This is a genomic window from Rheinheimera sp. MMS21-TC3 (assembly GCF_032229285.1).
In the GTDB taxonomy this organism is placed as follows: domain Bacteria; phylum Pseudomonadota; class Gammaproteobacteria; order Enterobacterales; family Alteromonadaceae; genus Alishewanella.
This window is the reverse complement of the sequence record NZ_CP135084.1, coordinates 1,060,603-1,086,465: the sequence shown is the minus strand read 5'-3', so window position 1 is coordinate 1,086,465 and position 25,863 is coordinate 1,060,603. Positions and strand designations below refer to the sequence as shown.

The following is a 25,863-nucleotide window of genomic DNA, read 5'->3' as shown; positions in this document are numbered from 1 at the left end:
TCAAGTGTCGGCATGATCATCTTGCGAAAATGCTTGGCGCTATGCGTTCCATTTCCAGCTGCACAAGCCTGTCGTACATTGTTTTGTTCTGCTCTGCTAAAGCTATCACCATCATTTCAAGCGCCTGTTCGTATGGTACGCGCTGCGATAAAGCCGCATTATTGTAATGTTTAACCGTTGCATTGCTTCGCGTTAAGTTAAATATATCTTCTTTTAGTTTTAGCTTGTCAATATTTGGCATAAATCCGCATCCCCCTGCAATCACCAGGCTGCCCGTGTATCTGGTATTTAAACTCAGCGCGCATACTAGTCATGCCGCTATCGAATGGATAGCCTTGCGTTATAGCTTGCGTTGCAGGGTGAAATGTCACCAGCTTAACGCCGTCAATCACAAATGTTTCAGTGCGCTTACCGTAAGGCAAAGCAATAGGTATTAAACACTCACAGCGCCCCTTTAGTTCTTCTATCGTCCAATCAGTTCGGCCAAGGTAACAGTTAAGCTGGTCTTTAATGATATCGTCTTTTTTCTTCTGGATATCCATAGCAAACTGCTTGGCCATATCGTGAATGCGGTCGCCAGTATCGCAGTTAAGCAAGTCGGCTCTATCGACTTTAAAGTCAGGCATTTTGAATGTATGAATCGACTGGCTCATTGTGTCTCCTGAAAAATATATCGCGCTTAAGGTTGCAGTGGTGGCAAAGTAATAGCGTTGCCCAGTTCAGGCGATTCTGCACAGTCCAGCCAGTAGTGCCAACGTTTGGCGCTTCGTCAATAAAAACTTCATTTATCGAATGACCGCGGATAGTGCCATCACCTTTAACAGTATGGAACGTAAAGCCATAGGTGGCTAGTTCGCTAAATATCCGTTCCATTGTTGACGGAAAGCTTTTTCCGTATTTCATCACTCCACCCCTGACCAATTGGTTTCTATGCGCCGCAACAACTCTTTAGCCCACTTCGACGCATTACCTGCTTCGATATGCAATTCGTTTACGCAATCCATATAGTTATCGTAGTGCTTGCGCTGAAACTCCACTTGCGTAAGCTTCTGGTCTGCAGGCATAAAGCGGTTAATTGCTTTGTATAGCTGGTCGTGCGTTAAAATAATCCGCCCAACGCCATTACACCGGCTGCACTCGAACAGTTTATCGTACCGCTTACTGTATGCTTTAGTGGTGCCTTTGCACTTAGGGCAAATGTTAGTATCGCAGACCTCGGCTACTGATGTTGTGGCCAAGCCAAGCGCCAGGTGCTCATTCATGCCGCCGTGCTGCAGCTGTGATTGCAGCGCTAGTACAACTCTATTTTGTGCTTTTTTGTCTAACGCTATTCGTGCATCAAGTATAAACGACCCAATCATGTGCTTGCTTTGCACTCTGCCAATGATGTTGAGTATGTCCTCAAGCGTTAGCGCAACTAAGCCCCTTGGCGTAGGCTCTGCGTTAAGCGACTTAGGAACTTGCCGCGAGTACAAACGTTCTATGCTAATCATGCGCACACTCCGTAATAAATACCTGGCACTGACCGCCCTTGACGTTTCCTTTTCGCAGGACGGTTAATTGGTCAATCTGGCTATCGTCAATGTAAACACCGGCATGCCCTAGTGCATCGAGCAATGACTTTAAAACATTATCAATGTCGCGCTTGCGCTTATCTGCTGCGTGCAAATGGACTTCTACGCTTAACCTGGTAGTTAATTTCTTATTTGCTTTAGCCCTAAGCACAGCAACCATTGTATCGACTCTGAACTGCTGGCCTTTGTCGCTAATGTAAACTTTAACGCCTTTGCCTACTCTGGCACTGCGCCAATAGCTGTTGATGGTTGGTGGATAGGGCAAAGCGAGATTAATCATCTGCACTAACCCCCTTAATAATGTTTAAAGCCGCTGTTAGCTGCGCTGCTCTAACGTCGTCGGTGCAACTAATTGCTGCAGTTAAGTGGTTCATTGCCTGTAGCAACTCCCAATCGAATGAGGTTACTGGCTTGCGGTGTTCGGTTCGCTGCTCCGGGTTCTGTTCGGTAAGCATGCGGTAGATATCTGGCTGGCTGCTTTGGTGCTTAACGTAGTTGCATTGCTCAGTGGGAAAACCGCCGTTTTGTTGTGGGGTTAAAGCATTACAGCACATTGCGTATTCAGTTGCAGTAGAGTTATCTTTCAGACCTGTCTTGCGAGCGTGAATAATCCGCAGTTCAGTTTCCATATCTTCAAAGTGCGCCATAATGATCTGTAATTCACGGCGGTCAACCATCACATGATCTGCATGAACGCCTTTTTGACGGATGGCTATGTTTTGTTTTATGCCGGCTATGATTTTGTCCAGTTTCATGCCGCACCCCCTTGTCGCTTATGCGACTCTGCTTGCATGGCTTCGGCCATCATGTAGGCGGTGATGGCAACAGCCTGGCGCACGTTCTTACCGGTAATAGGTAATGCTGAATCTCCCTTGCCAATCATTCGCTTAAGCGTTGCTTGCGGCAACACCTGCACCTGCTCATGCGCCACTGCAATTGAAGCCATAGCAAACTGGTCTAGTTGTGATTTCTTATTCCTCAAATCAAGCGCATCTAGCTTTTCAATGTGATTAAGTAAAAACTCAACAAGCGTCTCAACCGACCTGACGTATTCCTGCACATGATCAGATTTTTCGTTTATATCCTCTGGCCTATCTGGCAAGCCAACTATTGCGCTACGAATGCCGTCTGATGTAAGTGGCGTACTGCACATTGACTTAATTAACTTACTGAGCGCGTCCCTTGCCGCTATTTCGTTTAGCAAGCAACTAGATTTAACTTTTAAGTCATTTTCAAGCAAGTTGTAATCGTTAGCCATGCTCTGAATTTTACCGTCAAGCCGCAGCAAGTCCCCTCTTAGGGATGCGTTAGAAACACTAAGGTAATCAATATATTTCTGCACTTCGATATCGCACTCGTCGATAAGGTGCTGCTCTGGAACTTTCATGCGTCACTCTCCAAGTTTTATCACTGCCCTAGCTGGGCTATTTCTTTTTTAAAATTGTTAACCATCTTCTGCCATACTTCCGGCCTAGCGTTTTTCTGCACTGACGCTTCGATTTTAAATCTTGGCGCGTAAATGTTCAGTCGCTCGCGGTATAGCTCCCGATCTGCAACTGCTAACTGCTGCAATGCTCTTTGAATATCCGGCCTGCCTATTTTCCCGTTGCGGTTTAAGAACAGCCAGCGGCAAACTTGGTTGTCAATATCAGCAATTCTTCGGTCTTGCTCGCTCAGGTTGCATAAGTTGTAATCTTTAACCTGCGCTTGCTGGCTGTTATCACTGATATTTACCCTAGCGTTGGTATTGCTCACCCCCTTTAAACCTCTCTGCGTGCGTTTGCGGCGGCCAATTTTGCAGCTTTGCATGTCGGTTTCAGCTTTTCTTGCAAATAAGCTGGCAAGTCTGGTTTCGTCAGGTTGCCCAAACACTTCTGCGGCTGTGGCAATTCTTCGCCTGCTTCAAGTCGCTTAACCCAGCTTTCGTATTCTTTTTTAACTGTGCGCTCAAATTCCATATTGATTAGCTCGTAAATCATTGCGCCCACTCGCACGTTGATTAGCCTGGTCAACTCATGGCTGAACTTAAATTGGTCGTTGTGCTTCTCGCGTCCACGGCGTTGTATTATCTCGTCGGTCACTTCGCGCAGCGTTGGCAAGCTGTTACCGGTGTTACCGCGACACAATTCAGCAAAGGCTTGCGGGTTTAAAATAAACGCAGATGATCCGGCGCGTTTCTTTAGCTGCTCTACGCCGTACATAAACCCCTTCAGCGTTACGCCCTCAGCAATCATTCGCTCTGCAAACTGAGCCATAACCGCTTGTAAGTTTTTATCGTCGCTGCAGTGCTGTGCTGCAAAAATTGGGTAATACAAAACCAGTACCGGCAGCAATTCAGCTTTTAGCTTTTCAGTGGCTTGTGCTACCCGCGCTTTCAATTCGTTCTGCTGCTTCTCTTGCAATGCGCATGGCTCGTTCTGTGTTGTTCTCAATGCGCCCATGATTGCCTGCGTTGTGATTGCTATTGGTTTGCTGGTAGCCATTTGGTTTCGTTCCTGGTTTATTTGCTGTTTGCAACTGCTGTAATCCAAAATCTATTTTGCTAGCGTCGCGCAGAATTAAATCTAAGCCATCGAACCGAGTGCCGTTTTCGTTCTGGCCCATGTGAAATGCTGAGTGGGTGTAACCGGTTATGCAGCTTTTCAAATCTTCAATGGAGTAGCCAAGTTTGATTGCTTTTTTAATTAGACCGGTGCGCTTCTGGTCAAGCTTTGACTTTGGGTGATTCATTTCCTGCTGCCAGTGTTCAAAAACTTCACGGCAGTCAGATTGATTCGTGCCAGCTTTAGCGGCACATATATCTTTATTAATTGGTTCTTGGTTCTTGGTTCTTGGTTCTTGGTTAGTTGCGCATACGTTCAACACCTGTTCAACACCTGTTAAATTGTGTTCGCTATCAGATGTTGCTTTTTTCTTTTTTGGCGCTGCCTTTTTCTTCCTTGCTTCCGCAGAAGCCTTGCCTGCTCTAGCTTTGGCGCTACTAACATTACGATACTTTTCAATTTCAATGTCGCATCGCTCATGCTTATAAACGCCATCTTCTAAGGTAAAAAATTCGTCTAAAACATACTGTAAAGCGCTTTTTTCTTCTTCTGTAACAGCAATAACCCTTCGTGCTAACCGATCATAATCATCAGCAGGCAACGGCTGTTCAGTGTCGTAATAGAGTTCTATTAAGTCTCTGTACAACGAACGTTCAACACGTGTTAAATGTCGCGTTGCGTTGTTGAAATCGCCGATATGATGCGGGTAGAAATTCATTGCTAAACCCCTAACTCTAATTGGTCGCTATACGGCTCGCACGACTCTGAGCAGCTTCCGGTATCAAGGCTGTGACTTCCTCTAATGCTGGCGATAAGCTCTTCTCTGCTGATATCTGCATACGTTGCTCTTATGCTCTCTAGTGATTGGTGGCCTCGATACATAACTTCTTTTGGGAATACTCTATTCATATCGCGAACGGTATCTTCATTAATAAGGTCGATAAATTCTTGGGCCATAACAGGGTTATCTTTAATAGCTAACGCCACTTTGTTTTCGCCTTTCTTTATGCAGAAAACGCAGTTACCTGACCATTCATCTATCTCTAAATTGAATGGTTGGTTCTCCCAAAAATATAAAATATCTCGCTTATCAAAATCAGATATTTCTAGTAGGAACCTAAAGCCAATTTTCTTAGTTTGCTTTATTCGCTTTACTAGCTCAGGTAAGATAGATACCCCTGCGGATGAACCAAAGAGGTCTTGACCTGCGGGAAACCTAGAAGCCAAATAATGCTCGTAATCGTCACTAGCCAAGCATTCACGCATCAGATCTGCGGTCGATTCTGTGTCATACCCGCGCTTTATTAGCATTGAATAGGCTTTATCACCCCAGGCTCTTTTAGGCTCGTCACTGCGATAGCCAATCCATTGAACAGTGTTGTTTTTGCCGAAAGTTTCATCTGCATACTTATTCGACACGGTACTTTTCAGTCTATCCGTGCAAAAACCGCCGCCAGGGTTAAACGGTGTTCCATGCTTCGCTAACATTGCTCGCCACGGCTCTAGGTCAGGCTTTAAATCTTCCCAACTAATAATTTTATAGGTAACGCCTATGCCAAGTTCAGGGTTAATCACTGACCTAAGTAGCGTTAGGTTAATATTAAAATGCTCAGCGCACCGCTTAACGAACTCATAGGTTTTAGGGTGCTCTGCAGCGGTATCAATAAAGATATATTCAACTGGCCCTTTCATCGTGCCGTTTTTGCGCATTTGCTCTATGTAGTGAACCATGTAGGCCGACGTTCTGCCGCCGCTAAAGCTAACGATGTTAGTTTTCATAATTAACCTCTGCGCCTTTTGTCTTGCTGATAGTCGTCGCGGCAATCGGTGTCGCAGAAGTGCGCGTTATCGCTTATACTTTCTTGGCACCAATGGCATTTTCCTATGTTGCGTAAACCAACTTTTCTGTTTTTCAAGCTTATGCTTAGCTGTAATTCAACTAACGTTTGTGCTTCGTCTGCGTTATCTGCCATTAATCCCTCGTTGATAATTGGTGCAGCAGGCCGGAATCGAACCGGCAAGCATTTCATAATCAGAAGTGCGGATTTAAACCGCCACTCGGTCCAATCTCTACTGCGTAAACTGTTTAATTTATTGGCGTTGGCACCTGCCGGATTGCAAGTCCGGAGTCGAGCAGGCTTTTTTGACGCAGGTGCCAACCCAATAAACTAAAGTGATAGTCTTTCCTATCAGTCCGATAGCGCCCACGGGGAGATTTTTTAAAAGGTTTCCGTGTTACTATCTGCCGGTGTTATTACCGCCACTTACCGGCTTGGCGGTGGATGAAATCAAATGTGGCTATCACCCCAATCGCGCACCATTGCTTTAATTTCAGCGTCAAGCTGCAGCAATAATTCAATGCTTACTAATGTCGCTTTATTTACTCCGGCATAAGCAGATTCAGATATAACGCCGTTTGCTCTTGATGCGCGTATGGCGCCAGACAGCACGCCTACGCTTTCTTGCACGCTAAGCAATAGGTCGCTTAATTCGTCGTCTGTAAGATTACTTGTAGGTAGGTTTATTAATGCTTTACCTCGGCTAGTCGCCCAGGCTTTTAAAATTCTTTCATCATCGGTTAGCTCTGTAAGGGCTATTACTTCAACAAAGTGCAAATGATGGTTGTCGTATTCGTGATCATTATTAAGTTTTGCTGCCAAGGTCTTTTCGTTCTTCCCCATTAGCTTTGCCAGTGCAGATATGTTGTGGTCGTCGGTAATACTGGCTGCAGCGTACATGGGATCTTGAGAAGCCCTGCTCGGTTGGCGCATGTTCTTTTTTGATAAATCCATTATTCTAATCTCGTAACGGTTTTAGATATAAATTAGGGTTAGCCTTTAGCTTTCCTTTCGTAATTTTCTCCAATTCGTAAGCTCGACCTTTAGGTATTAGGTCGCCCCATTTGGAGATAGCTGCTGCTGTCACGCCTAGCTTTTTAGCTACGGCTGACGGACAGCCAAAGTAAATTAAAACGTCTGATTTCTTCATGGCGGTGCCTTATGGATAACGTAAATAACGGCTCAAACTTAACTATAGTTAACATGATTGATTATAAATATAGTTTAGTCAAGCTGCTTTATAATGACTTTATGAAAAAAGAAACCATCAATAGTAGAATTAAACGGCTAAGAGCAGACCTTGGTTATACTCAAGATCAGCTTGGCAAGGCTATTGGTATTAGTGGGGTTTCGGTTTCTAAGTGGGAAAGTAGCGACTCAGAACCTAAATCTAAACATTTACCAGCATTAGCTAAGTCATTAAAAGTTAGCCTTGATTACCTGCTTCACGGCAGTACATCTAACGTAGAAGCTGGCCCAGACTTACGCGGGACAGTGCCTTTAATATCATGGATACAGGCCGGTAAGTGGTTAGAAACGGAAGTCGTAGATGTGCAAGAAGAAGCAATGCAGTACCCAACAACAGCAAAAGTTGGCCCTAGAGGTTTTGCACTCAGGGTTATAGGTGACAGCATGACTAGCTACACAGGTGGCAAGTCTATACCAGAGGGCGCAGTGGTTATTGTTGATCCAGACATGGCGGCGGTTTCTGGTAAGGTTGTAGTTGCTAGGCTAAGCAGCGGCGAAAGCACGCTTAAACAGTTTATAGAAGATGCCGGGCAAAAATACTTAAAACCATTTAACCCAGCTTACCCGTTAATGCCTATTAACGGTAATTGCACCATTATCGGCGTAGTAAAGCAGGTGGTACAAGACTTTTGATAAAAGGGGATTTATGAAAGTTATTATTGTGACCGCGTTACTTTTTAGCTTCAATGTAAATGCTAGCTGGTTTGGTCCAGATAATTACGAAGATTGCATAACAAGCAATATGAAAAACGTATCTAGTAACGTTGCAGCCAGGGAGATAGCAAGAGCGTGCCGCGCAAAATTCCCATTTAAAAAAGCCAAAACGGTAACACTCTCTGGTGGGGAAGCGTCGTCAGCACTAACCGGTGCAACCATACGCAGAACAGCACCTGGTTACTTCAATAGGCTTAATGTTGACCATGAAATAAACTTCCATAACGCATTAAATAAGCAGCTTGTAAGCATAACTATTAAGGTAACAGCTAACGATCTGCCTGAAAGAATCTTTAAAATAGATGCCGCAACAAACCCTTTCTCTAGCGGATCAAGATCATTCTCACTTAATTTACCAAGCGGCCACAAGATACAATCTTGGTCTATCCACGAAGTCGAGTACCTCGACGAATAAAAACCAGCCAACTCAAATAGAGTAAAAGCTCTAACTATTTTAACTATAGTTAACTTTCTGCCTTGCTTTTTGTCTTAGCTATAGTTAAATTCAACTTAACAATAGTTAATATTCATTTGGCAGAAATACTATGACTACAACAAACAAACAATTCCTAAAAGACCGCTTGTTACGGGTTTTATCTGCGGCTGTTTTAGTTCTATTCGTTGCTGCAATAACTTTAGGAAGCAAATAAATGACTTACTTACAAGCGCACCAGGTAAAAGCTAAATCAATCATTCCAGTAGTGATAAAGGTTCGCGGTGGCGAGTATTGCACATCGCCGCTTTACCACGAGCTAACGCTAGAGGAACGTACAGCTGTATTTGTAGCTTACGAGCTTTACGACGCATTCCTTTTTGATTCAACGCCTTTATCTTGGAAATCAATTCAATTCCAAATACATGAAATAACGGTAACTAAGCAGCAATCAGAGGCGCTAGCTAAGCGCTTATTGCAGTTAGGTTTGCTGCGCCGCTTAGGTGGTGATGTTTTTGGCGAGTGGTATTACGGCATTAGCGAGAAAGGCCGTGCTCTGGTTGAAGCTATCAACATAGAGGATCGCCGTCATGCTTAATCAATTCAGTGCCGAGCGCACAGTAATCCTTAATGAATTTCACGACCTAAGCATGGCTTACGCCAATGCGATTAACGAAGAAACCGAAGCTGACGCTTTTATTATTTTGGAAGCTAAACGCGAGTTTTACAAAAAGCACAGCATCACTAACGACGAGTACCGTGCTTTTAAATCACGCTATGCAATTAAGTGTAGCAATGTAGAACAAGCTATAGCTGCTTTAAAGCGTGCATTTTCACCAAAGCAAGGAGTTAAGGCATGAGCGCACTTCACGCAGTAAGCCCTTTTGACTTTATTGATAACTCAGACTTTGACGACGGCTTGTACTTGCACTTAACCAACGAGCAGTACCACAAAGCCGAAGCGATTAGCAAATCAGGCTTAGACCTTATTGCTGGCAACCCAAGCACATACCAATGGCAAAAAGACGCACCGGTTGATACTGAAAAGCTTGATGCGCTAGACGTTGGCACTGCCTTGCACTGCGCTATGTTAGAGCCAGAAGAATTTTCCGACCGTTTTATCATTATGCCTGATTTTAACTTGCGCTCTAATGACGGCAAGGCTAGCCGAGACAGCTTTATGGTCGAAGTGCAGGCAGAAAATAAAATTGTGCTAGCAAGCGAAGTTGACCGCCAGTTAAAGCTAATGCGTGACAGCGCTTACGCACACCCAATGGTTCGCCGCCTTATGGCCGCACCTGGTCAAAACGAAGCAAGTATATTTTGGACAGACAAAGAAACAGGGCAGCAATGCCGCGTTCGTCCAGACAGACACATAACCGACAGCGATTTAGGCCCAGTAATTATCGACGTAAAAAAATGCGCTGATATTAGTCGCCTAGAACGGCACGTTGAAGATTACCGCTACCACGTACAGCACGCCATGTACTGCGACGGCTATAAAGCCCACTTTGGCGAAGAACCCACTTTCTTGTTTCTAGTTATCGACTCAACCATTAGCGCAGGCCGCTACCGTGTTGACGTTGTTGAACTAGAAGATCTATGGGTTAACGACGGTTACGACCTGTACCGGCGCGACCTAACCACTTACGCACAATGCAAGCAGAACAACGATTGGCTGCATATACGTGAATTAAAACGCCCACGTTGGGCAAATAAATAAACTTGGAGATAGTTATGACCAACTTAGCAGTAGTAGACGCTAATGCCGATGTAAGTACCGGCACAGCAAACATGCTGATGAATCAGCAAACCATGCAAAGCTTATATAAATTTGCTGAGGTTATGGCGTCGGGCAACGTCACCGTGCCAAAGCACTTGCAAAAATCAACAGCAGATTGCTTAGCAGTAGCAATGCAAGCAGCACAGTGGGGCATGAACCCTTTTGCCGTAGCACAAAAAACGCACTTAGTTAACGGTACTTTAGGTTACGAAGCACAATTGGTTAACGCCGTATTGCAATCGTCAGGCTCGGTAGTTGGCCGTTTTCATTATGAGTATGACGGCGAGGGGCAAAAGCTTTCTTGCCGTGTAGGCGCCATTCCTCGCGGCGAAACCGAGGTTGTTTTTGGTCAGTGGCTTTGTATCGCTGATGTAAAAATTCAAAACAGCCCTTTATGGAAAACTAACCCTAAGCAACAGCTTGGCTACTTGCAGGTTAAGAATTGGGGCCGTGCTTATGCACCTGGTGCAATCCTTGGTGTTTATACGCCTGACGAGCTGCAAGAAATGCCAGAGCGTGAAATTAATCCTGCGCCACAAGCAACTAACGGCGCACCAGTAGCCAAAACTAGCTTAAAAGCACGCAAGGCAGCAACAAAACAAGAGCCAGCAATAGAAGCTGAGCAAGTAGTTACTGCCCAGGCGCAAAGCAGCCACGCAGTAGCGCCTAATTTTGACGATGAACCAGAAGTTACCGCCAATAACCCTGACTTCACAAACCTATTAGAAGAACTAGGCATGTGCATTGATAACAACGATTTCAAGCGCTGGAAAGCTAGTGTTGCCGAATTGTTTACTAACGGCAGCCATGAATACACAGAGCTAGTTAAAGCTTACAACAACCGTGTAGCACAAATTAAAGAAACTCAAGCCAAGCAAGGAGAATAAGCCGTGGAATACCTAGACAAGCTAAAAAATGATGCCGGAAAATTAAAGGGTGAAATTAAAACTCTAGCTAAAGCCCTTGAAAACCCGAACGGATCTTCTTTAGAGGTTGGCAGTCGCTACGCAATGTCCGGTTACGCATTTGATGATGCAGATATAAGGCAGCTGCTAACAATCAAGATAGAAAAAGCACAGGCAAAACTTGCCCCATTACAACAGCGACTATCCATTCTTAATGAGTTAGCGGCAGAAACATTAAATTTAAACGGCGGAGAATAACCATGTCAGCAGCAGAAAAATTAACCCAAGTTGAGCAAGATCAGGTTGAATCAACCGAGCTAGTGGTAGCCATTAAAAAGCATGCCGTTATTGCTGGCAACTTTGATGAAGTGCGTGCGTACTTTGTTGAGCAACTACAAGCCTATGATGTAGTGGTAACAGCAGAGACACTAGCCGATGCCAAAAAGCTATGCACCGAGCTAAATAAAATGGCAACCGAAGTTAAAAGTCGCGGCAAAGTGGTTATTGATGAAGCCAGCGAGCCAATTAACGAAGCGAAAGAGCAGGTTAAGCAACTTGCAGCCTTGCTAGTTGATGCGCGTGCCAAGCTAGTTGAACAAGTAAAGATCTTTGAAGATGAACAAAAAGCCATTGCCCACGATGCGCTGCAAGCTTACTTAATCGAACAAGGCGAAGCTAAAGGCATACAGCCAGAGTTTCAGCGTGCAACCGTTGATGGCTTAGTTACATTAAGCACGTTAACCGCTACTGGCAACCTGACTGCTAAATCTAAAGCAGCAGTAGACGAGCGCATTAGTGCCGACTTACAGCTGCAAACGCAAACAGAAATGCGCTTATTAAAACTTGAAAATGAAAGTTATAAAGCTGGTTTAGCAGTAGCACTAGAGCGCCGCCATGTTGAACCGTTTTTATTTGCTGACGACAACGAATACAGCATGCGCCTTGCGTCATTACTTGAAACAGAAGTACAGCGCGAAGCCAGAGCGCGTGAAGCAGCAGACAAAAGAGCTGCAGAGCAAGCTAAGTATAAAGCCGAAGCTGAACAGCGTGCAGCAAAGGCAGAGGCAGATAGAGCAGAAGCCGACAAGCAGCGTGAAAAAGACCGCCTTGCCCACGAAGCAGAATTAGCCGAAGCCAAGCAACAAGCGCAAGCCCAGCTAGCCGAGCAAGCCGAACAGTTTAAGCGTGCGCCACAACCACACGTTGCACCTATCAGTATGGGTGAACAAGCAGTTAAGCACGCTATTGGTCCAGTAGATTCACCAACAACAGCTACGTTCCATAACTGCAGCTTTGGCGAAGCTTGCTTAATCGCATCAGGTATTGACGCTGAAAAGGTCGGGATATGGACAAGAGAAAGCGGCAATTTGCCACACGCCATTATCATTAAAGGCAGCCTAGTAGCTAGCCACGTTTAACCAGTGTCGGCGGGTAACACCGCCGCTTATTGCAGAGGTAATAAGCAATGCAATCAAATTTAACAGTAAACCAAACCGAAGCGGCAAAGATGGTAGGCGTACACCCTAGAACAATCCAGCGCCTTGAAAAAGCTAACAAATTAAATCGGCTGTCAGGCTTTAACCGACCACGGTACAGCGTAAACCAAGTAAAACAATTAGCAGAGGAAATAAGCAAATGAGTACACCCGTAGATAAGTTCATTGCCGACCTAGATGGCGGTCAGTTTGAAGAAAAGCTAAGCAAAGTAATTAGTATTGTTGCTGGTGCAGTTATGGACCACGAGTCAGGTGGTGAAATAACTATTAAGTTAACTGTAAAGCCGCTTTCACCACAGCAAGTAATGGTTAAGCACGACTTAAAGTTTACCCGCCCTACCTTGCGCGGTAAGCAGCAAGAAAACGAAACCATGAGTACGCCTATGTACGTTGGTGAAAAAGGCAAGCTTACGTTCTTCCCTGAAAATCAAGGGCAGTTCTTCGGCAAAACCGGTCATGTTATTGATAACTAATAGAGAGATAAAAAATGTCATTAGATAAAAGTGCAATTGAATTATTAAAACAAGCTGAAACCCAAAAAGAGCTAACCAACAGCATTGTTAATGCTGAGTGCTTAATGCCGCTGGCCGTTGTTCCTGATGGCTTTAATGTTGTTAATTTGGAGTCTCACCAAGCCAACCGTTTGCGTTTTCGTGGTGACATGGCAACAAACATTATCAGTCAGTTCATAGGTTATGTTGGCTTTCGTGAGCAGGAAACAATGCACTGTTTTGTTAACGCAGAAAAAATGAGTGCGATTAACGTGTTTAACTTTGGCTGCACCAATATACCTGGTCATGCTGATGACACTGCAACTCTTACATTAGATAAAACAGCAGAATACAAAGCATTGCTGCAATTCGCCGGAGATAAATTAGAGCAGCGTGACTTTGCTGAATTTATGGAAGATTGGGCGTTAAATATAGCGTGCAAAAATGACAGCGGCGAAGAAATGTCATTAGCAAAAGCAGTTTCAGCTATACGGCGGATCACAATTACCGCCACCGCTAAATCAGAAAGCGAACAGAAAAACTTTAGCTCTGAGCGTTCAGCTTTAGAAAGTATGAGCGTTAATGCTGAAAACTCATTACCCGCAGAATTTACCTTTGCATGCTCACCTTATGCTGGGCTACCTGTTGCAGCCTTTAAGTTGCGCATTTCGGTTATTACTTCACGCGACAAGCCATTGCTTATTGCGAGAATTGTAAAGCATGAGCAAATGCAGCAAGAATTTGCAGAGCAGTTTAGCGAAATAATAAAAACCTTATTTCAGCAAAATGAGCTAGATCACCCGGTAACTATTGGTCGTTTTAATTTACGTTAATTAACAAGCAGCCAAGGACGGCGGCTATAAGGTGGAATTCATGAGCAGATCATCACGCACGCCAAAGGCATTTATAAAGCACCACGGACAACCAGCGCACGGCACCGATATTGTATTAGGCAGCGCTACAGTTAAGGCAGATTGCCGTAGAGGAAAGCAAGGTTGGGCTTTACCTGGTTACGGCTTTACGACATGCCCTATCACCGCCAAAGAAAAGGCATTAGAAATAAACCGCCTTATATACGCAAACGGCGGCTTGCCAAGTTGGGTAATGCAAAGCATGGAAAATCAGCAGGTGGTGGCATGATATTTGGCAGTGTATGCAGCGGCATAGAAGCGGCTAGTGTTGCATGGGAACCGCTAGGCTACAAAGCGGCATGGCTCGCAGAGATCGAGCCATTCCCAAGCGCAGTGTTAGCGCACCACTGGCCAGATATTCCTAACCTTGGCGATATGACACTGATAGCAGATAAGGTGCAATCAGGTGAAGTTGCAGCGCCCGATATGCTGGTAGGTGGTACACCTTGCCAAGCATTTAGTGTAGCTGGTTTAAGAGGTGGCCTTACTGATGGTCGCGGTGCATTAACTTTAGAATATATAAGGCTAGCCAATGCTATTGACGATAAACGCAGAGAACAATCAAAGTCAGAATCAATCATCGTTTGGGAAAACGTACCAGGAGTCCTTAGCTCAAAAGATAACGCATTCGGTTGCTTCCTTGCAGGGCTTGCCGGAGAAAGTGGTGAGTTACACCCATCAGGGGGAAAATGGACGAACGCTGGTTGTGTGTTTGGCCCCGAAAGAGCAGTTGCATGGCGGGTTCTTGATGCCCAATATTTCGGACTGGCCCAACGACGCAAGCGTGTCTTTCTTGTCGCAAGCGCTAGAGGCGGGTTCGATCCAGCAAAAGTTCTTTTTGAGTTCGACGGCGTGCGCCGGGATATTGCGCCGAGCAGAAAAGCGGGAAAAGAAACTACCGCCTTTACTGAAAATTGCGCTAGAGAATCAATCTCAAATCTAGGCGCATTTAGGATGGCTGCTTTTGGTGAGTATTCCGATGATGACACTGCATCAACAATGAAAGCAAGGGATTACAAAGACGCTACGGATCTAGTTGTTTCGCGCTGCAACTTAATTCCGTCAGTGGTCAACGAATCAGCATACGGGATTCCGGGGAATTGGATTGGCAGAGCACCACAGAACGGAGGTAACGCAACCGAGCCGATGGTTAATATTTCACCTTGCCTAACTGATACAGATAGACACGGAGTTTTGCCAATAAACACAATGACAGTACAAGGCAGACCAAGTGACGATAAAAACCCAAGAATGGGTAGCGGCATAGGAACTGACATAGACCCTCAGAATACAATTACTAGAACACACATGCACGGAGTTTTTGACCCTGAAACAATGAGCGTTCGCAGACTTACCCCTATTGAGTGCGAGAGATTACAAGGCTTTCCTGATGGCCATACCGAAATACCAGATTGGTATGAATGCTGTGGGTTAATTTTTAAAGAAGCACTAGGTAAGTATGGATGTTCAAATTGTTGCGGGGATAAAAAAGCAAAGCTTAAAAAAGTGTCCGATAGTAACAGATACAAAGCTTTAGGAAACTCAATGGCCGTATCTGTTATGAGTTGGATCGGGAAAAGAATCGCTGCAGAGATAAATAATGGAGTAAGCCTGCAAATGACCAATAGAATAGAAATTACCGAGCCTGCCAGCGCAGCCACTAGCATGAACCACTACACCCGCGCTTTAGCCGAACTAAAAGCAAAGCCAGCGCACAAGCTGGGCGAAGTTGGCGACCAGTGGCGCACACCAGATGCTTTGTTTTGGGGCATCAATGCCATGTTCGGGCCATTTATTCTTGACCTATTCACTGATGGCGATAACAACAAATGCCCTAAGTTTTACACTGCAGATAACAACGCATTGCTACAAGACTGGACTGCAGACTTAAACGGCGGCAAGGCATACGCTAACCCGCCCTACTCACGCAGCAGCTACGACGACGACGGCACAGCTATTACAGGCATGCGTAACATAATGAAAAAGGTTATGGCCGAGCGCGAAAAAGGCGCACGCATTGTTATGTTATTAAAGTCAGCGACTAGCGAAGTGTGGTGGCCGGAAGAAGCGGATCACCTGGCGTTTGTTCGGGGCCGCATAAGCTTTGATTTGCCAAAGTGGTTTGTGCCAGCAACGAAAAAAGATGAAGCCAGCAGCGCAGGCTTTGCCGTCACGATATGCGTATTCGATAAGACTTGGAAAGGCCAGCAAATGCAGTACGTCGAGCGCGAGGCTTTGCTAGCGCAAGGCAATGCAATTATGCAAATGATTGAGCTGCGAGCGCAGGAGTTTTACAGAATATGATCCGCAAGAAACGCAACATGGCAAAGCGCCTGCAAACAATGGCGCAAGCAACACTTAAAGACGTTGCAATAGTAATGAGCTTATCAGCTACCGAGGGTAAATGCATCGCCTACAACACGCATAAAGGCCATGTGTTTATCCCTGGTAAAGCAACAGACAGAACCATAGCAGGTTGCACCTTTAAATGGTCTTACTTGTTGGTTGTTTGGTCCACTGAATCAAACGGAAAAGAGCGCATGATTACTGAATTTCATCGTATGGCTTCACCTTACCGGCAAGAAACGATTATACCCTACTTAAATGAGGTTCACACAAAGTTGATACATCAAGATCAAGACAAGGGTAATGCTGTTTTTGATGCGGGATATGTGGCGATGCCGGTAGCAGATCCAGATTATGATAAGGCATACAGCATTATGATTAACGCGCTAGAGCAGGTGGTTAACAGTGACAAGAAAAGAATGGCTGGATGAAAACCGGATTGATCTAATCGGGCTTAATGGTAACGAGGGAAATCACTACATGAAAATAAAACTACTGGCAGAGAATGCCAAAGCACCTAAACGCGCAACAGAACACGCTGCAGGGTATGACATTCACTGCAACGAACACATAACGCTAATACCAGGCGCACGCGCCTTAGTTAGCACCGGGTTCGCAATGGCAATACCGCACGGCATGGTAGCGCTGATATGGCCTCGCTCCGGCTTGGCTGGAAAGCATGGCGTAGATAGCCTGGCTGGAGTTGTGGATAGTGACTATCGCGGCGAGGTGCGCGTAGCTTTAATTAATCACGGTCATGCCGTTGTCGAATTTAAGCCTGGTGATCGCATTGCGCAAATGCTTGTGCAGCAAGTGTATCAAGAGCCAGTGGTTATTGTTGACGATCTGGAAGATACACAGCGCGGTGCTGGTGGTTTTGGTTCAACGGGGTATTAGCCATGACAAAGCAGCAGTTGCACGATTTATTAATCACTACTTATCGAGCTGGCTTCAAAGATGGCGTGGCGTGGCTTGAAATAAATAAAAACACTGAAAACATAGAGCCGTGGATGATAAATCACGATGCCGATATTCGTGCGAATCATTACGCAAACCACAACCCTGTTAAACAATAAATAGCAAGGAACATTACATGAGCAGAGGCATCAACAAAGTAATTTTAATTGGCAACTTAGGCCAAGATCCGGAAGTTCGTTACATGCCACAAGGTGGTGCTGTAGCTAACTTTACAATAGCAACGTCTGAAAGCTGGACCGACAAAGCAACTAACGAAAAGAAAGAGCAAACCGAGTGGCACCGCATTGTTATCTATAACCGTTTAGGTGAAATAGCCGGAGAGTATCTGCGCAAAGGCAGCAAGGTGTATATCGAGGGTAAATTAAAAACCCGCAAGTGGCAGGACAAAGACGGAATCGAGCGCTACACCACTGAGATTATCGCAGGTGAATTGCAAATGCTGGATGGCAGACAGGATGGCCAGTCAAGCAACAGTCAAGGACAGCGGGCGCAGCAGCAAAGGCCAGTGCAGCAAACTGGTGGTTACCAGTCAAACAACCAACGTCCTCCGGCATCTATCAACAATGCACCACCTGTGGACTTTGACGACGATATACCGTTCTAGGAAACGTATAATCTAAAAGTGGCTAGTTCCAAAATGGAACGAACCATAATAACAGGGAAGATAATTAATTTTATTTTCCCTGTTATTGTCAGCTAACTAGTTAACTGCCATTTATTCGCTTGAAATCCGCTTCATTTCAACAATGTTGTTTACCTCTACTTGCCCCGTTATTTGCATTAACTTTCTGTGCCATGCCTTATAAGCAAGCATTTGCTCTGGCAAGTAATACTCTTTGTCGTAAACGTGCCACATGCCAGGTATCGTATGATCTAACATAATCTCGGCAACGTGAATGTTAGGCATTGTTATAGGTCCAAAGTTAGTGCGTGCTGTTCGCCTTAAATCATGCAGCGACCAGTGATCCATGCTAATACCTTTATTCTTTTTCAGCCACGCCATAACCCGATACGGCAAACTTAATGATGCGCTTGTCGTCATAGGGCTATCTTTATCACGCAAAGGCACCAGATATTCCCCCGCTGATAAACACATTAGCATTTCAATGTCAGCTTTAAATTCGTCCGGTATGGGCCGCTTCATTGGCCTACCGCTTTTCTTGCCTGTTTTTCTATTCTCTGGTGGTATGGTCCACACACTATTTATAAAATCAAAGTCTGATTTTTTAGCACGCCTTAGTTCGCCGTTCCTGCAGCCATAAAATAAGCATAGCTTCATAAAAAGCATGTTCTTGGGTTCCATTCTTGCGTCACTATCAAAGTATTCAAACAGCCATGCTATTTCCTGATCGGTTAGCGTTCGTTCTCCTTGCTTCTTAGCTACATGCAGATCACGTTTAGCAGTTATATCAGCTAGCGGATTGTGCATAACCAGCTTACGCCGCACTGCCCAACGCAACATTAACTTGCATTGAGTAAGCACTCTTACGGCCATAGCGGGAGTTTTCTTTGTCATGCGTTCAATAATCGGCAGCCAATGATGCAAAGTTAATTGGTCGGCTGGCAACTTACCAATCTCAGGCAAAATATGTAATTCAATACTGCGCCAAGACTCGCTTGCAGATACCTTTTTACCTTTAACATCAGAATCAAACCACTGAATAAATAAATCAGCAACCGTTGTCGCTTGCTCTTTCTCTGCCAACAGTAAAGCTTTTACTATTCTAGGATCCTCGCCTTGCTCAAGCGCTGCTCGATACTTCAAGCACTCTGCCCTAGCATCTTTTAGCGTAATAAGTGGGTAAGTCCCAATATCACAGCGCTGGGGTTTGCCGGCATACCTAAACCTAAATTGAAACGTAATTTTACCTTTAGCGCTAACGCGAACGCTTAACCCATCACGGTCTGATTTCTCTGTAGCTTTGCCACCTTCTTTTCCATAGGCAGCTTTAAGCCAACTATCTGATAAAGCCATAACTTTCTCCAATTATGTACACACCGGCATTTTTATTATTATTATGTACGTTGCTATGTACGCATTGCGAATGTCGCTATTTGTCGTACTTTGTCCGGTCGTGTCGTAATTGAAAGCTATAAAATGGTGTTTTGCAAGGGTTTAATGGGGTGTTGTGATGGGAAATGTCGTACTTTGTCGTGCTATGTCTTATAGGCAATGATTGACGTGGGCAATAATGGCAATATTGCGCAGTTTGTCTAAGTTTGTTGCGGTAACACTCATGAAAAGATTTCCTCTGTGGCACTAGTTGACCATAATGACCACTAGGCAATAATTAACTTTACGTTAAGGGCGCATATTCTACTCTGTTTTTACTCAGAAAGAAAAACAGCATCTTAAAATTTATCTATTTTTTTTATTTTTTATTTTTTAGCTGTAGATTAAGTCCCAATCTTGGTTGCACCAATACAACGCCAACTTGCACCATTATAGTGCAAAACAAAAATATTGACGACTATTATTAATTTATTTTTGTTTAAATACATAAGCTTAATATATTGGCATATAATTAGCTTATATTAATTAAGGCTAGCGAATGTTATAAATAAATTGGCTGTCGTGATAGTCGTTTTAAAACAGAATAACTGGAGGAATGCATGTCTGCATCAACTGTAATGAGTTTAATCGAAGAAAATGAAGTGAAATTTGTTGATTTACGTTTCACTGATACTAAAGGTAAAGAGCAGCACATTACCTTACCAGTTAATCAAATAAATGAAGACTTCTTTGAAGACGGTAAAATGTTTGATGGTTCTTCTATGTCTGGTTGGAAAGGCATTAATGACTCAGATATGATTTTAATGCCAGATCCAAGCACTGCCGTTTTAGACCCCTTCTTTGAAGAAACCACGCTTAATATTACTTGTGATGTTATCGAACCAAGTACTATGCAAGGTTATGACCGCGACCCACGCTCAATCGCTAAACGTGCTGAAGCCTACCTTCGTTCTACAGGTATTGCTGACACAATTTTATTTGGCCCTGAGCCAGAGTTTTTCATGTTTGACGATATTCGCTTTGAAACCACTATGGCCAGTTCGTTTTTTAAAATAAATTCAACAGAAGCGGCATGGAACTCAGGCACTAGTTATGAAGGTGGTAATAAAGGCCACAGGCCAACTGTAAAAGGTGGTTACTTCCCCCTACCTCCAGTGGACTCTAGCCATGATATTCGTAGTGCTATGTGTATGGTACTAGAAGAAATGGGCCAAACAGTTGAAGCGCATCACCATGAAGTGGCAACAGCTGGTCAGAATGAAATTGCCACTAAATTTAATAGCTTAACTAAAAAAGCCGATGAAACTCAGCAATTAAAATATGTTGTGCAAAACGTGGCTCATTTATACGGTAAAACCGTTACCTTTATGCCAAAACCTTTAGTGGGTGATAATGGCTCTGGTATGCACTGTCATCAATCTTTAGTAAAAGATGGTGTCAATTTATTTGCTGGTGATAAATATGCTGGTTTATCAGAATTAGCTTTATATTATATTGGCGGCATTATTAAGCATGCTAAAGCATTAAATGCTTTCACTAATCCGTCAACCAATTCATACAAGCGTTTAGTCCCTCACTATGAAGCGCCTGTTATGCTGGCTTATTCGGCCCGTAATCGCTCTGCATCAATCCGTATTCCGCTAGTGCCAAGCGCTAAAGCGCGTCGCATTGAATGTCGATTCCCAGATCCAACAGCTAACCCATATTTAGCCTTTACTGCCCAATTAATGGCAGGTTTAGATGGCATTCAAAATAAGATCCATCCAGGTGATGCTATGGATAAAGACTTATATGACCTTCCAGCAGAAGAAGCCGCTAATATCCCTCAAGTTGCTAAAACCCTAGAAGAAGCTTTAAACGAGCTTGATAAGAGCCGCGCTATCTTTACTAAAGGTGGTGTTATGACTGATAACATGATTGATGCTTACATTGAGATTAAACGTGCAGAAGCCCTTAGAGTTGCCGTTGCCGTACACCCATTAGAGTTTGAACTATATTATAGCGTTTAAATTCAAAACTTTTGATTAAGCCCACTTTATTAGTGGGCTTTTTTTTTAGTAGAATTAATTAACAATTCAAGATAGAGTAATATATCTTAAAGATTATAAAGCAATAAAGGGATTGGGCTGATAATGAAAAAAGTATTCTTACTCTTGATGTTGGTAGTAATAGCTTTGCCTATCTCTGCGCAGCAGCAAGATAAAAAGATTTTTGTAACACGTGATGCTAAAGGTAATCTAGTGTTTTCAGATAGCCCTCAACTAGGTGCCGAAGAAGTCACTTTAACTTCTCGCCCTAATATAGTGCCGGCGACAGATCCTAATTTTCCTAACACTAAAGAACCTAAAACAGAACAATACGAAGTTAGTATTATTCAACCTGAAGATCAAGGAACAGTGCGGGATAATACCGGTTCAGTCTATGTGTCTGGCCAGATAAGCCCTATGTTTAAGCGGGGCTTACGAGTAAGGTTATTAGTTGATGGTCAATCGCAATCTGAACCACAAAATAATACCGTCTTTATTTTACGTGATATTGAACGGGGCGAGCATAAGTTACAGCTAGAGTTGTTAGACCAAAGTGGTAAATTAATTGCAACTAGCCCTATCACTACCTTTTATTTGCATCGTGCTTCCCAAGTTAAAGCTAATTAATTTTGTGAGCCTACAATACACTTATTAGTGCAATTTATTATTAGCTGCATTACACTGCCAACTTGACGCACCAAAGTGGTGCAAAAGGAATGGCAGTGCACACACTCTCAACCCAAATAGATGCTCTTATTAGCAAGCAACTGACTACAGCAGTATTATTGCTAGATAGTCAATTAACCGTTTGTTATTTTAATACCGCCAGCAGTGCTTTATTAGGCTTAGGTGAGAAACGCCTACTTAATCAACCTTTTTGCCAGTTATTTCAATACAATGATATTAATATTCAACGTTTATATAAGGCTGTAACTGAGCAACAAAACCTAAACATTCCTGATGTTAAAGCTATAAGTTTAGATAGTAGGTATTTACTGCTCGATATTATAGTGACTTACTGTGATAGCCCAGCACAGCATTTATTGCTAGAAATTCGGCAAATTGATCAACAACGCAAAATTAGCTTAGAAAGCTTACAACAGCACCAACATTTAGCCGCACGTGATTTAATTCGCAATTTAGCCCATGAAGTTAAAAACCCACTAGGCGGTTTACGTGGTGCAGCACAATTGCTTGAATTATCACTTGATGCTGAACAAACTGAATATACCCAACTTATTATTGCCCAAGTAGATAGGTTAACCAACTTAGTCGACCGGCTATTAGGGCCTTACCGTCCACCCAAGTTAGTACAAAATAATCTACACCAAATGATTGAGCAAGTACGGCAATTAGCCTTAATGGATAATCCTCATCAAATTCAATTTACATTAGACTATGATCCCAGTATTCCTGATTTCCCCTTTGATACTGACTTATTACAACAAGCTTTATTGAATATTATCCGTAATGCTCAACAAATATTGGTTAACAATGGCAGGATCATCTTACAAACTCGCGTACTGTTTCAACATACCTTGCAAGGCAAAAGATATAAGCTAGTTGCAGTGATAAAAGTGATAGATAACGGCCCAGGTATCGCCGAAGAAATAAAAGATACTTTATTTTATCCTATGGTCAGTACTCAGCCTCAAGGCAATGGCTTAGGGCTATCCATTGCGCAAACTCTGCTGCATCAACACGGTGGCTGGATCGATTGTGACAGCTGGCCTGGCCATACTGAATTTAGCCTGTATTTACCTATTGTAAATAGCGAGGATTAAACCATGGCACCAAGTGTTTGGATTGTTGACGACGATAACTCAATTCGTTGGGTATTAGAAAAAGCCCTTGCTAGAGCCAATATTGCAACCGAAAGCTTTGCTTCAGCAGATTTAATGTTACAACGTTTAGCCTATCAGCAACCTAGCGTCGTCATCTCCGATATTCGTATGCCCGGTTGCAATGGCATGCAGTTACTGAATAAATTACAGCAGCAACTACCCAATTTACCGGTTATTATTATGACAGCGCATTCAGATCTCGATAGCGCGGTAAATGCCTTTAGTCGTGGCGCTTTTGAGTATCTGCCTAAACCTTTTGACATTAACGAGGCAGTAGCATTAATCAACCGTGCTTTAGAACATGCTACAGCCAATCATAGCCATGATGAGATTGTTAGTAATACCTTAGCTTCAGAAATTATTGGTGCCGCACCCGCCATGCAAGATGTGTTTCGTGCTATAGGCCGCTTATCTCGCTCCAGCATCAGCGTCTTAATTAATGGCCAGTCAGGCACCGGCAAAGAGCTAGTAGCCAGAGCCTTACATAAACACAGTCCACGTCATGCTATGCCATTTATTGCCTTAAATATGGCAGCAATACCTACGGAATTGATAGAGTCTGAATTATTTGGCCATGAAAAAGGCGCCTTTACTGGGGCAGCAAACCTACGCAAAGGCCGCTTTGAACAAGCTGACGGCGGCAGTTTGTTCTTAGATGAAATTGGCGATATGCCGCTAGATGTGCAAACACGTTTACTTAGAGTATTAGCGGAAGGCCAATTTTATCGTGTTGGTGGTCATCAGGCTATTAATGTCGACGTCCGCATTATAGCGGCAACGCATCAATACTTAGAGCAGCTGGTAAATTCTGGCAGCTTTCGAGAAGATTTATTTCATCGTTTAAATGTCATTCGCATCCAACTACCGCCGCTAAAAGAGCGCAAACAAGATATCCCACAGTTAGCACAACATTTTTTACACCAAGCTGCACTAGAACTAAAGGTAGAAAAGAAAAAGCTTAGCCCTGAAGTTGAACAAATACTTAGCCAACTTGATTGGCCAGGTAATGTAAGGCAATTAGAAAATACCTGCCGTTGGTTAACAGTCATGGCTAGCGGTAAAAATATTAATAAAGCAGACTTACCTAGCGAACTACTCAGCAGTAAGGACAATCCCATAGTTGACCATTCACAGCCTAATACTAAGGATAATTGGCAAGCATTATTTACCGCTTGGGTGAATGAACAACTGGCACAGGATACCAATAGCATTGCCCTTGACACTCAGCTAATGATAGAAAAGATTTTAGTGCAACAAGCTTTAAACTTTAGCCAAGGCCATAAACAAGGCGCCGCTAAACGCCTTGGTTGGGGCCGCAATACGTTAACTCGTAAATTAACTCAGCTAGGCTTAAAGTAAGTCTTTATTTGCGCTTTGACTGCCTTTTATGCGCTGCTGTTTGGCTTAACTGTAACCGTTGTTCTGGCGTTAGAAGCTGAAGCACCTCATGTTGCAACTTTAACCTTTGTACTTGGCGTTGTAGTTGCAGCGTCTGCCGTTGCTGGATTAGCTGTTCAGCTAGCGCTTGGTCAAAGTATTCGGCCTGCATTAATTGCTGCATAGCCTCTTTATTAGCCCCATATTGCTGCTGGTTAACATTTTTATTATTACGTTCTGCTTTATACTGCTGCATTAATTCTTTAATCTGTTGTTGTTGAGTTGACGTTAAATCTAATGATTTAAGCATACGACTAAATTTAGATTGCTGTACATGCATTCTAGTAGGATGCTGCATATACATCTGCGGTTGAGCACTTGGTTCTTGGTGGGCAACAACACTAGTGGCCATACCGATACTTGCTACTGCTAAGGTTGCAGCAATTAAGGAAGATAGTTTCATTTTCATTACTCCGTTGCGTTATGAGAACTAATATTGTTTCATCAACCCTCACAGCATAAGATATAAGATGCAAAGCAACGCAAACAACAAGTAAAGATCCTGTAAAGATAACCCATTGCCACCTATATTGCGTAAACTAAGACAAAAGGAGGTGCTATGTCAGCCATATTAATGATTGATGATGATATTGAGCTATGTCAGTTAGTTGCAGAGTATCTAGCGCTTGATGGTTTAAGTTTTCATGCCGAGCATACTGGTCCTAGCGGTTTAGCTGAAGCCAAAACCGGCCAATATCAATTAATTTTATTAGACGTTATGTTACCCGGTATGGACGGTTTAAGCGTATTAAGAGCATTACGCAATGATAGCTACTGCCCTGTATTAATGCTAACGGCTCGTGGTGATGATGTCGATCGTATAGTAGGTTTAGAGCTTGGCGCAGATGATTACTTAGCCAAACCTTTTAATCCGCGTGAACTAGTCGCACGGATTAAAGCCATATTACGCCGTGTTGAGCTAATGCAAACACCTGCTAACGCTAATCACACCCTAACGGTTAATGGTATAGTGCTTAATCCGCAAAATCGGCAAGCACACTGCCACGACCAGCTATTAAATTTAACAGTAACTGAGTTTCAATTATTAGAAATATTAATGCAGCAACCTGGTATTCTGCATAGCAAAGATGAACTTAGCAAAAAAGTGCTAGGAAAACGCTTACAAATGTATGATCGCAGTTTAGATATGCATATTAGTAATATTCGTAAAAAAATAAGCCAATTTAGTTCTGATGAAAAAATTAAAACTATACGCGGTGCCGGTTACCTATTAGTACAGGCTGAATAATACCAAGCATATTCCTGCTTTATTAAAGCCTTT

Annotated in this window: 38 protein-coding genes and 1 pseudogene; 22 read left to right on the top strand and 17 right to left on the bottom strand. The window is 43.5% G+C overall.

The genetic code is table 11. The features are described from left to right. Positions 1-16: 16 nt before the first annotated feature. The 15 genes and pseudogenes from RDV63_RS05560 to RDV63_RS05490 all read right to left on the bottom strand — a co-directional run bounded on the left by RDV63_RS05560 (position 17) and on the right by RDV63_RS05490 (position 7,105). Complete coding sequence (locus RDV63_RS05560) at positions 17-241, bottom strand: hypothetical protein (protein WP_313908515.1); 225 nt, start codon at positions 239-241, stop codon at positions 17-19. Next, positions 228-653, bottom strand: a complete 426-nt coding sequence (locus RDV63_RS05555; RefSeq protein ID WP_313908514.1) for a hypothetical protein — start codon at positions 651-653, stop codon at positions 228-230. Before RDV63_RS05555 ends, RDV63_RS05560 begins: the two co-directional genes overlap by 14 nt. After that, the gene (locus RDV63_RS05550) at positions 619-903 is read right to left on the bottom strand and encodes a hypothetical protein (protein ID WP_313908513.1); all 285 of its coding nucleotides are present in this window, start codon (positions 901-903) and stop codon (positions 619-621) included. The genes RDV63_RS05555 and RDV63_RS05550 overlap by 35 nt, the downstream gene beginning before the upstream one ends. Continuing rightward, positions 903-1,493: a hypothetical protein gene (locus RDV63_RS05545; RefSeq protein WP_313908512.1), complete on the bottom strand. Its 591-nt coding sequence runs from the start codon at positions 1,491-1,493 to the stop codon at positions 903-905. Before RDV63_RS05545 ends, RDV63_RS05550 begins: the two co-directional genes overlap by 1 nt. Further along, complete coding sequence (locus RDV63_RS05540) at positions 1,486-1,854, bottom strand: RusA family crossover junction endodeoxyribonuclease (RefSeq protein ID WP_313908511.1); 369 nt, start codon at positions 1,852-1,854, stop codon at positions 1,486-1,488. Before RDV63_RS05540 ends, RDV63_RS05545 begins: the two co-directional genes overlap by 8 nt. After that, positions 1,847-2,329 (bottom strand): hypothetical protein, encoded by a 483-nt coding sequence (locus RDV63_RS05535; RefSeq protein WP_313908510.1) that lies wholly within the window; start codon positions 2,327-2,329, stop codon positions 1,847-1,849. The genes RDV63_RS05540 and RDV63_RS05535 overlap by 8 nt, the downstream gene beginning before the upstream one ends. Then, positions 2,326-2,961, bottom strand: coding sequence for a hypothetical protein (locus tag RDV63_RS05530; RefSeq protein WP_313908509.1), 636 nt, complete (start codon positions 2,959-2,961; stop codon positions 2,326-2,328). Before RDV63_RS05530 ends, RDV63_RS05535 begins: the two co-directional genes overlap by 4 nt. A gap of 20 nt (positions 2,962-2,981) precedes the next feature. Beyond that, entirely contained in the window at positions 2,982-3,383 is a 402-nt protein-coding gene (locus tag RDV63_RS05525; RefSeq protein ID WP_313908508.1) for a hypothetical protein, read from the bottom strand. After that, a complete protein-coding gene (locus tag RDV63_RS05520) occupies positions 3,335-3,976 on the bottom strand; it encodes a replication protein P (RefSeq protein ID WP_313908507.1) in 642 nt (213 codons plus the stop codon). The genes RDV63_RS05525 and RDV63_RS05520 overlap by 49 nt, the downstream gene beginning before the upstream one ends. After that, the gene (locus tag RDV63_RS05515) at positions 3,924-4,835 is read right to left on the bottom strand and encodes a YdaU family protein (RefSeq protein ID WP_313908506.1); all 912 of its coding nucleotides are present in this window, start codon (positions 4,833-4,835) and stop codon (positions 3,924-3,926) included. The genes RDV63_RS05520 and RDV63_RS05515 overlap by 53 nt, the downstream gene beginning before the upstream one ends. A 2-nt stretch (positions 4,836-4,837) precedes the next feature. Next, positions 4,838-5,896, bottom strand: coding sequence for a phosphoadenosine phosphosulfate reductase family protein (locus RDV63_RS05510; RefSeq protein WP_313908505.1), 1,059 nt, complete (start codon positions 5,894-5,896; stop codon positions 4,838-4,840). Positions 5,897-5,898: 2 nt separating this feature from the next. Further along, entirely contained in the window at positions 5,899-6,090 is a 192-nt protein-coding gene (locus RDV63_RS05505; protein ID WP_313908504.1) for a hypothetical protein, read from the bottom strand. Between the two features lie 18 nt (positions 6,091-6,108). After that, positions 6,109-6,194 (bottom strand): annotated as a pseudogene (locus tag RDV63_RS05500). A 211-nt stretch (positions 6,195-6,405) separates the two neighbouring features. After that, a complete protein-coding gene (locus RDV63_RS05495; RefSeq protein WP_313908503.1) occupies positions 6,406-6,909 on the bottom strand; it encodes a phage regulatory CII family protein in 504 nt (167 codons plus the stop codon). Positions 6,910-6,913: 4 nt separating this feature from the next. Continuing rightward, complete coding sequence (locus RDV63_RS05490) at positions 6,914-7,105, bottom strand: Cro/CI family transcriptional regulator (protein ID WP_313908502.1); 192 nt, start codon at positions 7,103-7,105, stop codon at positions 6,914-6,916. Positions 7,106-7,116: 11 nt separating this feature from the next. Here RDV63_RS05490 and RDV63_RS05485 point away from each other — a divergent pair, with 11 nt between their 5' ends. From RDV63_RS05485 to ssb, 17 genes are all read left to right on the top strand, one after another. Then, on the top strand, positions 7,117-7,836 hold the full coding sequence (locus RDV63_RS05485) for a LexA family protein (RefSeq protein WP_313908501.1): 720 nt from the start codon (positions 7,117-7,119) through the stop codon (positions 7,834-7,836). Between the two features lie 13 nt (positions 7,837-7,849). After that, entirely contained in the window at positions 7,850-8,332 is a 483-nt protein-coding gene (locus RDV63_RS05480; RefSeq protein ID WP_313908500.1) for a hypothetical protein, read from the top strand. Positions 8,333-8,567: 235 nt separating this feature from the next. Next, complete coding sequence (locus tag RDV63_RS05475) at positions 8,568-8,948, top strand: hypothetical protein (RefSeq protein ID WP_313908499.1); 381 nt, start codon at positions 8,568-8,570, stop codon at positions 8,946-8,948. Next, on the top strand, positions 8,941-9,210 hold the full coding sequence (locus RDV63_RS05470; RefSeq protein ID WP_313908498.1) for a hypothetical protein: 270 nt from the start codon (positions 8,941-8,943) through the stop codon (positions 9,208-9,210). Before RDV63_RS05475 ends, RDV63_RS05470 begins: the two co-directional genes overlap by 8 nt. Further along, positions 9,207-10,073, top strand: a complete 867-nt coding sequence (locus RDV63_RS05465) for a PD-(D/E)XK nuclease-like domain-containing protein (protein ID WP_313908497.1) — start codon at positions 9,207-9,209, stop codon at positions 10,071-10,073. Before RDV63_RS05470 ends, RDV63_RS05465 begins: the two co-directional genes overlap by 4 nt. Positions 10,074-10,087: 14 nt before the next feature. After that, the gene (locus RDV63_RS05460; protein ID WP_313908496.1) at positions 10,088-11,020 is read left to right on the top strand and encodes a RecT family recombinase; all 933 of its coding nucleotides are present in this window, start codon (positions 10,088-10,090) and stop codon (positions 11,018-11,020) included. Between the two features lie 3 nt (positions 11,021-11,023). Beyond that, on the top strand, positions 11,024-11,296 hold the full coding sequence (locus tag RDV63_RS05455; protein WP_313908495.1) for a hypothetical protein: 273 nt from the start codon (positions 11,024-11,026) through the stop codon (positions 11,294-11,296). Between the two features lie 2 nt (positions 11,297-11,298). Further along, a complete protein-coding gene (locus tag RDV63_RS05450; RefSeq protein ID WP_313908494.1) occupies positions 11,299-12,456 on the top strand; it encodes a DUF1351 domain-containing protein in 1,158 nt (385 codons plus the stop codon). Positions 12,457-12,503: 47 nt separating this feature from the next. Next, complete coding sequence (locus tag RDV63_RS05445; RefSeq protein WP_313908493.1) at positions 12,504-12,677, top strand: hypothetical protein; 174 nt, start codon at positions 12,504-12,506, stop codon at positions 12,675-12,677. Then, on the top strand, positions 12,674-13,006 hold the full coding sequence (locus tag RDV63_RS05440; protein WP_313908492.1) for a hypothetical protein: 333 nt from the start codon (positions 12,674-12,676) through the stop codon (positions 13,004-13,006). Before RDV63_RS05445 ends, RDV63_RS05440 begins: the two co-directional genes overlap by 4 nt. A 14-nt stretch (positions 13,007-13,020) precedes the next feature. After that, a complete protein-coding gene (locus RDV63_RS05435; RefSeq protein WP_313908491.1) occupies positions 13,021-13,857 on the top strand; it encodes a DUF2303 family protein in 837 nt (278 codons plus the stop codon). A 40-nt stretch (positions 13,858-13,897) separates the two neighbouring features. Further along, positions 13,898-14,164 carry a hypothetical protein gene (locus tag RDV63_RS05430; protein ID WP_313908490.1) on the top strand — a complete coding sequence of 89 codons (267 nt, stop codon included), beginning with the start codon at positions 13,898-13,900 and terminating at the stop codon, positions 14,162-14,164. Beyond that, positions 14,161-16,239: a phage N-6-adenine-methyltransferase gene (locus tag RDV63_RS05425; protein WP_409934819.1), complete on the top strand. Its 2,079-nt coding sequence runs from the start codon at positions 14,161-14,163 to the stop codon at positions 16,237-16,239. The genes RDV63_RS05430 and RDV63_RS05425 overlap by 4 nt, the downstream gene beginning before the upstream one ends. Positions 16,240-16,256: 17 nt before the next feature. Beyond that, a complete protein-coding gene (locus RDV63_RS05415) occupies positions 16,257-16,712 on the top strand; it encodes a hypothetical protein (RefSeq protein ID WP_313908489.1) in 456 nt (151 codons plus the stop codon). A gap of 49 nt (positions 16,713-16,761) precedes the next feature. Beyond that, positions 16,762-17,178 (top strand): dUTP diphosphatase, encoded by a 417-nt coding sequence (gene dut, locus RDV63_RS05410; RefSeq protein ID WP_313908488.1) that lies wholly within the window; start codon positions 16,762-16,764, stop codon positions 17,176-17,178. A 2-nt stretch (positions 17,179-17,180) separates the two neighbouring features. Beyond that, on the top strand, positions 17,181-17,357 hold the full coding sequence (locus RDV63_RS05405; protein ID WP_313908487.1) for a hypothetical protein: 177 nt from the start codon (positions 17,181-17,183) through the stop codon (positions 17,355-17,357). 17 nt (positions 17,358-17,374) lie between these two features. Continuing rightward, positions 17,375-17,863 carry a single-stranded DNA-binding protein gene (gene ssb, locus RDV63_RS05400; protein WP_313908486.1) on the top strand — a complete coding sequence of 163 codons (489 nt, stop codon included), beginning with the start codon at positions 17,375-17,377 and terminating at the stop codon, positions 17,861-17,863. Positions 17,864-17,974: 111 nt separating this feature from the next. Here ssb and RDV63_RS05395 read toward each other — a convergent pair whose 3' ends face one another. After that, a complete protein-coding gene (locus RDV63_RS05395; protein WP_313908485.1) occupies positions 17,975-19,234 on the bottom strand; it encodes an integrase family protein in 1,260 nt (419 codons plus the stop codon). A 638-nt stretch (positions 19,235-19,872) separates the two neighbouring features. Here RDV63_RS05395 and glnA point away from each other — a divergent pair. From glnA to glnG, 4 genes are all read left to right on the top strand, one after another. After that, positions 19,873-21,282, top strand: coding sequence for a glutamate--ammonia ligase (glnA, locus tag RDV63_RS05390; protein ID WP_313908484.1), 1,410 nt, complete (start codon positions 19,873-19,875; stop codon positions 21,280-21,282). A 123-nt stretch (positions 21,283-21,405) separates the two neighbouring features. Next, the gene (locus tag RDV63_RS05385) at positions 21,406-21,927 is read left to right on the top strand and encodes a DUF4124 domain-containing protein (protein WP_313908483.1); all 522 of its coding nucleotides are present in this window, start codon (positions 21,406-21,408) and stop codon (positions 21,925-21,927) included. A gap of 95 nt (positions 21,928-22,022) precedes the next feature. Then, positions 22,023-23,084 carry a nitrogen regulation protein NR(II) gene (gene glnL / locus RDV63_RS05380; RefSeq protein WP_313908482.1) on the top strand — a complete coding sequence of 354 codons (1,062 nt, stop codon included), beginning with the start codon at positions 22,023-22,025 and terminating at the stop codon, positions 23,082-23,084. Positions 23,085-23,087: 3 nt separating this feature from the next. Continuing rightward, positions 23,088-24,503 (top strand): nitrogen regulation protein NR(I), encoded by a 1,416-nt coding sequence (gene glnG / locus RDV63_RS05375; protein WP_313908481.1) that lies wholly within the window; start codon positions 23,088-23,090, stop codon positions 24,501-24,503. Between the two features lie 4 nt (positions 24,504-24,507). Here glnG and RDV63_RS05370 read toward each other — a convergent pair whose 3' ends face one another. Then, positions 24,508-24,984: a Spy/CpxP family protein refolding chaperone gene (locus RDV63_RS05370; protein ID WP_313908480.1), complete on the bottom strand. Its 477-nt coding sequence runs from the start codon at positions 24,982-24,984 to the stop codon at positions 24,508-24,510. A gap of 156 nt (positions 24,985-25,140) precedes the next feature. On the opposite strand from RDV63_RS05370, the gene RDV63_RS05365 reads away from it, so the two are divergent. Next, positions 25,141-25,830: a response regulator transcription factor gene (locus RDV63_RS05365; RefSeq protein ID WP_313908479.1), complete on the top strand. Its 690-nt coding sequence runs from the start codon at positions 25,141-25,143 to the stop codon at positions 25,828-25,830. The last annotated feature ends 33 nt before the right edge of the window (positions 25,831-25,863 follow it).

Bases quoted from the DNA above. Each gene is read 5' to 3' on its own strand.
- RDV63_RS05560 (WP_313908515.1), bottom strand. From the start codon at position 241: ATGCCAAATATTGACAAGCTAAAACTAAAAGAAGATATATTTAACTTA.
- RDV63_RS05555 (WP_313908514.1), bottom strand. From the start codon at position 653: ATGAGCCAGTCGATTCATACATTCAAAATGCCTGACTTTAAAGTCGAT.
- RDV63_RS05550 (WP_313908513.1), bottom strand. From the start codon at position 903: ATGAAATACGGAAAAAGCTTTCCGTCAACAATGGAACGGATATTTAGC.
- RDV63_RS05545 (WP_313908512.1), bottom strand. From the start codon at position 1,493: ATGATTAGCATAGAACGTTTGTACTCGCGGCAAGTTCCTAAGTCGCTT.
- RDV63_RS05540 (WP_313908511.1), bottom strand. From the start codon at position 1,854: ATGATTAATCTCGCTTTGCCCTATCCACCAACCATCAACAGCTATTGG.
- RDV63_RS05535 (WP_313908510.1), bottom strand. From the start codon at position 2,329: ATGAAACTGGACAAAATCATAGCCGGCATAAAACAAAACATAGCCATC.
- RDV63_RS05530 (WP_313908509.1), bottom strand. From the start codon at position 2,961: ATGAAAGTTCCAGAGCAGCACCTTATCGACGAGTGCGATATCGAAGTG.
- RDV63_RS05525 (WP_313908508.1), bottom strand. From the start codon at position 3,383: ATGCAAAGCTGCAAAATTGGCCGCCGCAAACGCACGCAGAGAGGTTTA.
- RDV63_RS05515 (WP_313908506.1), bottom strand. From the start codon at position 4,835: ATGAATTTCTACCCGCATCATATCGGCGATTTCAACAACGCAACGCGA.
- RDV63_RS05510 (WP_313908505.1), bottom strand. From the start codon at position 5,896: ATGAAAACTAACATCGTTAGCTTTAGCGGCGGCAGAACGTCGGCCTAC.
- RDV63_RS05505 (WP_313908504.1), bottom strand. From the start codon at position 6,090: ATGGCAGATAACGCAGACGAAGCACAAACGTTAGTTGAATTACAGCTA.
- RDV63_RS05495 (WP_313908503.1), bottom strand. From the start codon at position 6,909: ATGGATTTATCAAAAAAGAACATGCGCCAACCGAGCAGGGCTTCTCAA.
- RDV63_RS05490 (WP_313908502.1), bottom strand. From the start codon at position 7,105: ATGAAGAAATCAGACGTTTTAATTTACTTTGGCTGTCCGTCAGCCGTA.
- RDV63_RS05485 (WP_313908501.1), top strand. From the start codon at position 7,117: ATGGATAACGTAAATAACGGCTCAAACTTAACTATAGTTAACATGATT.
- RDV63_RS05480 (WP_313908500.1), top strand. From the start codon at position 7,850: ATGAAAGTTATTATTGTGACCGCGTTACTTTTTAGCTTCAATGTAAAT.
- RDV63_RS05475 (WP_313908499.1), top strand. From the start codon at position 8,568: ATGACTTACTTACAAGCGCACCAGGTAAAAGCTAAATCAATCATTCCA.
- RDV63_RS05470 (WP_313908498.1), top strand. From the start codon at position 8,941: ATGCTTAATCAATTCAGTGCCGAGCGCACAGTAATCCTTAATGAATTT.
- RDV63_RS05465 (WP_313908497.1), top strand. From the start codon at position 9,207: ATGAGCGCACTTCACGCAGTAAGCCCTTTTGACTTTATTGATAACTCA.
- RDV63_RS05460 (WP_313908496.1), top strand. From the start codon at position 10,088: ATGACCAACTTAGCAGTAGTAGACGCTAATGCCGATGTAAGTACCGGC.
- RDV63_RS05450 (WP_313908494.1), top strand. From the start codon at position 11,299: ATGTCAGCAGCAGAAAAATTAACCCAAGTTGAGCAAGATCAGGTTGAA.
- RDV63_RS05445 (WP_313908493.1), top strand. From the start codon at position 12,504: ATGCAATCAAATTTAACAGTAAACCAAACCGAAGCGGCAAAGATGGTA.
- RDV63_RS05440 (WP_313908492.1), top strand. From the start codon at position 12,674: ATGAGTACACCCGTAGATAAGTTCATTGCCGACCTAGATGGCGGTCAG.
- RDV63_RS05435 (WP_313908491.1), top strand. From the start codon at position 13,021: ATGTCATTAGATAAAAGTGCAATTGAATTATTAAAACAAGCTGAAACC.
- RDV63_RS05430 (WP_313908490.1), top strand. From the start codon at position 13,898: ATGAGCAGATCATCACGCACGCCAAAGGCATTTATAAAGCACCACGGA.
- RDV63_RS05425 (WP_409934819.1), top strand. From the start codon at position 14,161: ATGATATTTGGCAGTGTATGCAGCGGCATAGAAGCGGCTAGTGTTGCA.
- RDV63_RS05415 (WP_313908489.1), top strand. From the start codon at position 16,257: ATGGCAAAGCGCCTGCAAACAATGGCGCAAGCAACACTTAAAGACGTT.
- dut (WP_313908488.1), top strand. From the start codon at position 16,762: ATGAAAATAAAACTACTGGCAGAGAATGCCAAAGCACCTAAACGCGCA.
- RDV63_RS05405 (WP_313908487.1), top strand. From the start codon at position 17,181: ATGACAAAGCAGCAGTTGCACGATTTATTAATCACTACTTATCGAGCT.
- ssb (WP_313908486.1), top strand. From the start codon at position 17,375: ATGAGCAGAGGCATCAACAAAGTAATTTTAATTGGCAACTTAGGCCAA.
- RDV63_RS05395 (WP_313908485.1), bottom strand. From the start codon at position 19,234: ATGGCTTTATCAGATAGTTGGCTTAAAGCTGCCTATGGAAAAGAAGGT.
- glnA (WP_313908484.1), top strand. From the start codon at position 19,873: ATGTCTGCATCAACTGTAATGAGTTTAATCGAAGAAAATGAAGTGAAA.
- RDV63_RS05385 (WP_313908483.1), top strand. From the start codon at position 21,406: ATGAAAAAAGTATTCTTACTCTTGATGTTGGTAGTAATAGCTTTGCCT.
- glnG (WP_313908481.1), top strand. From the start codon at position 23,088: ATGGCACCAAGTGTTTGGATTGTTGACGACGATAACTCAATTCGTTGG.
- RDV63_RS05370 (WP_313908480.1), bottom strand. From the start codon at position 24,984: ATGAAACTATCTTCCTTAATTGCTGCAACCTTAGCAGTAGCAAGTATC.
- RDV63_RS05365 (WP_313908479.1), top strand. From the start codon at position 25,141: ATGTCAGCCATATTAATGATTGATGATGATATTGAGCTATGTCAGTTA.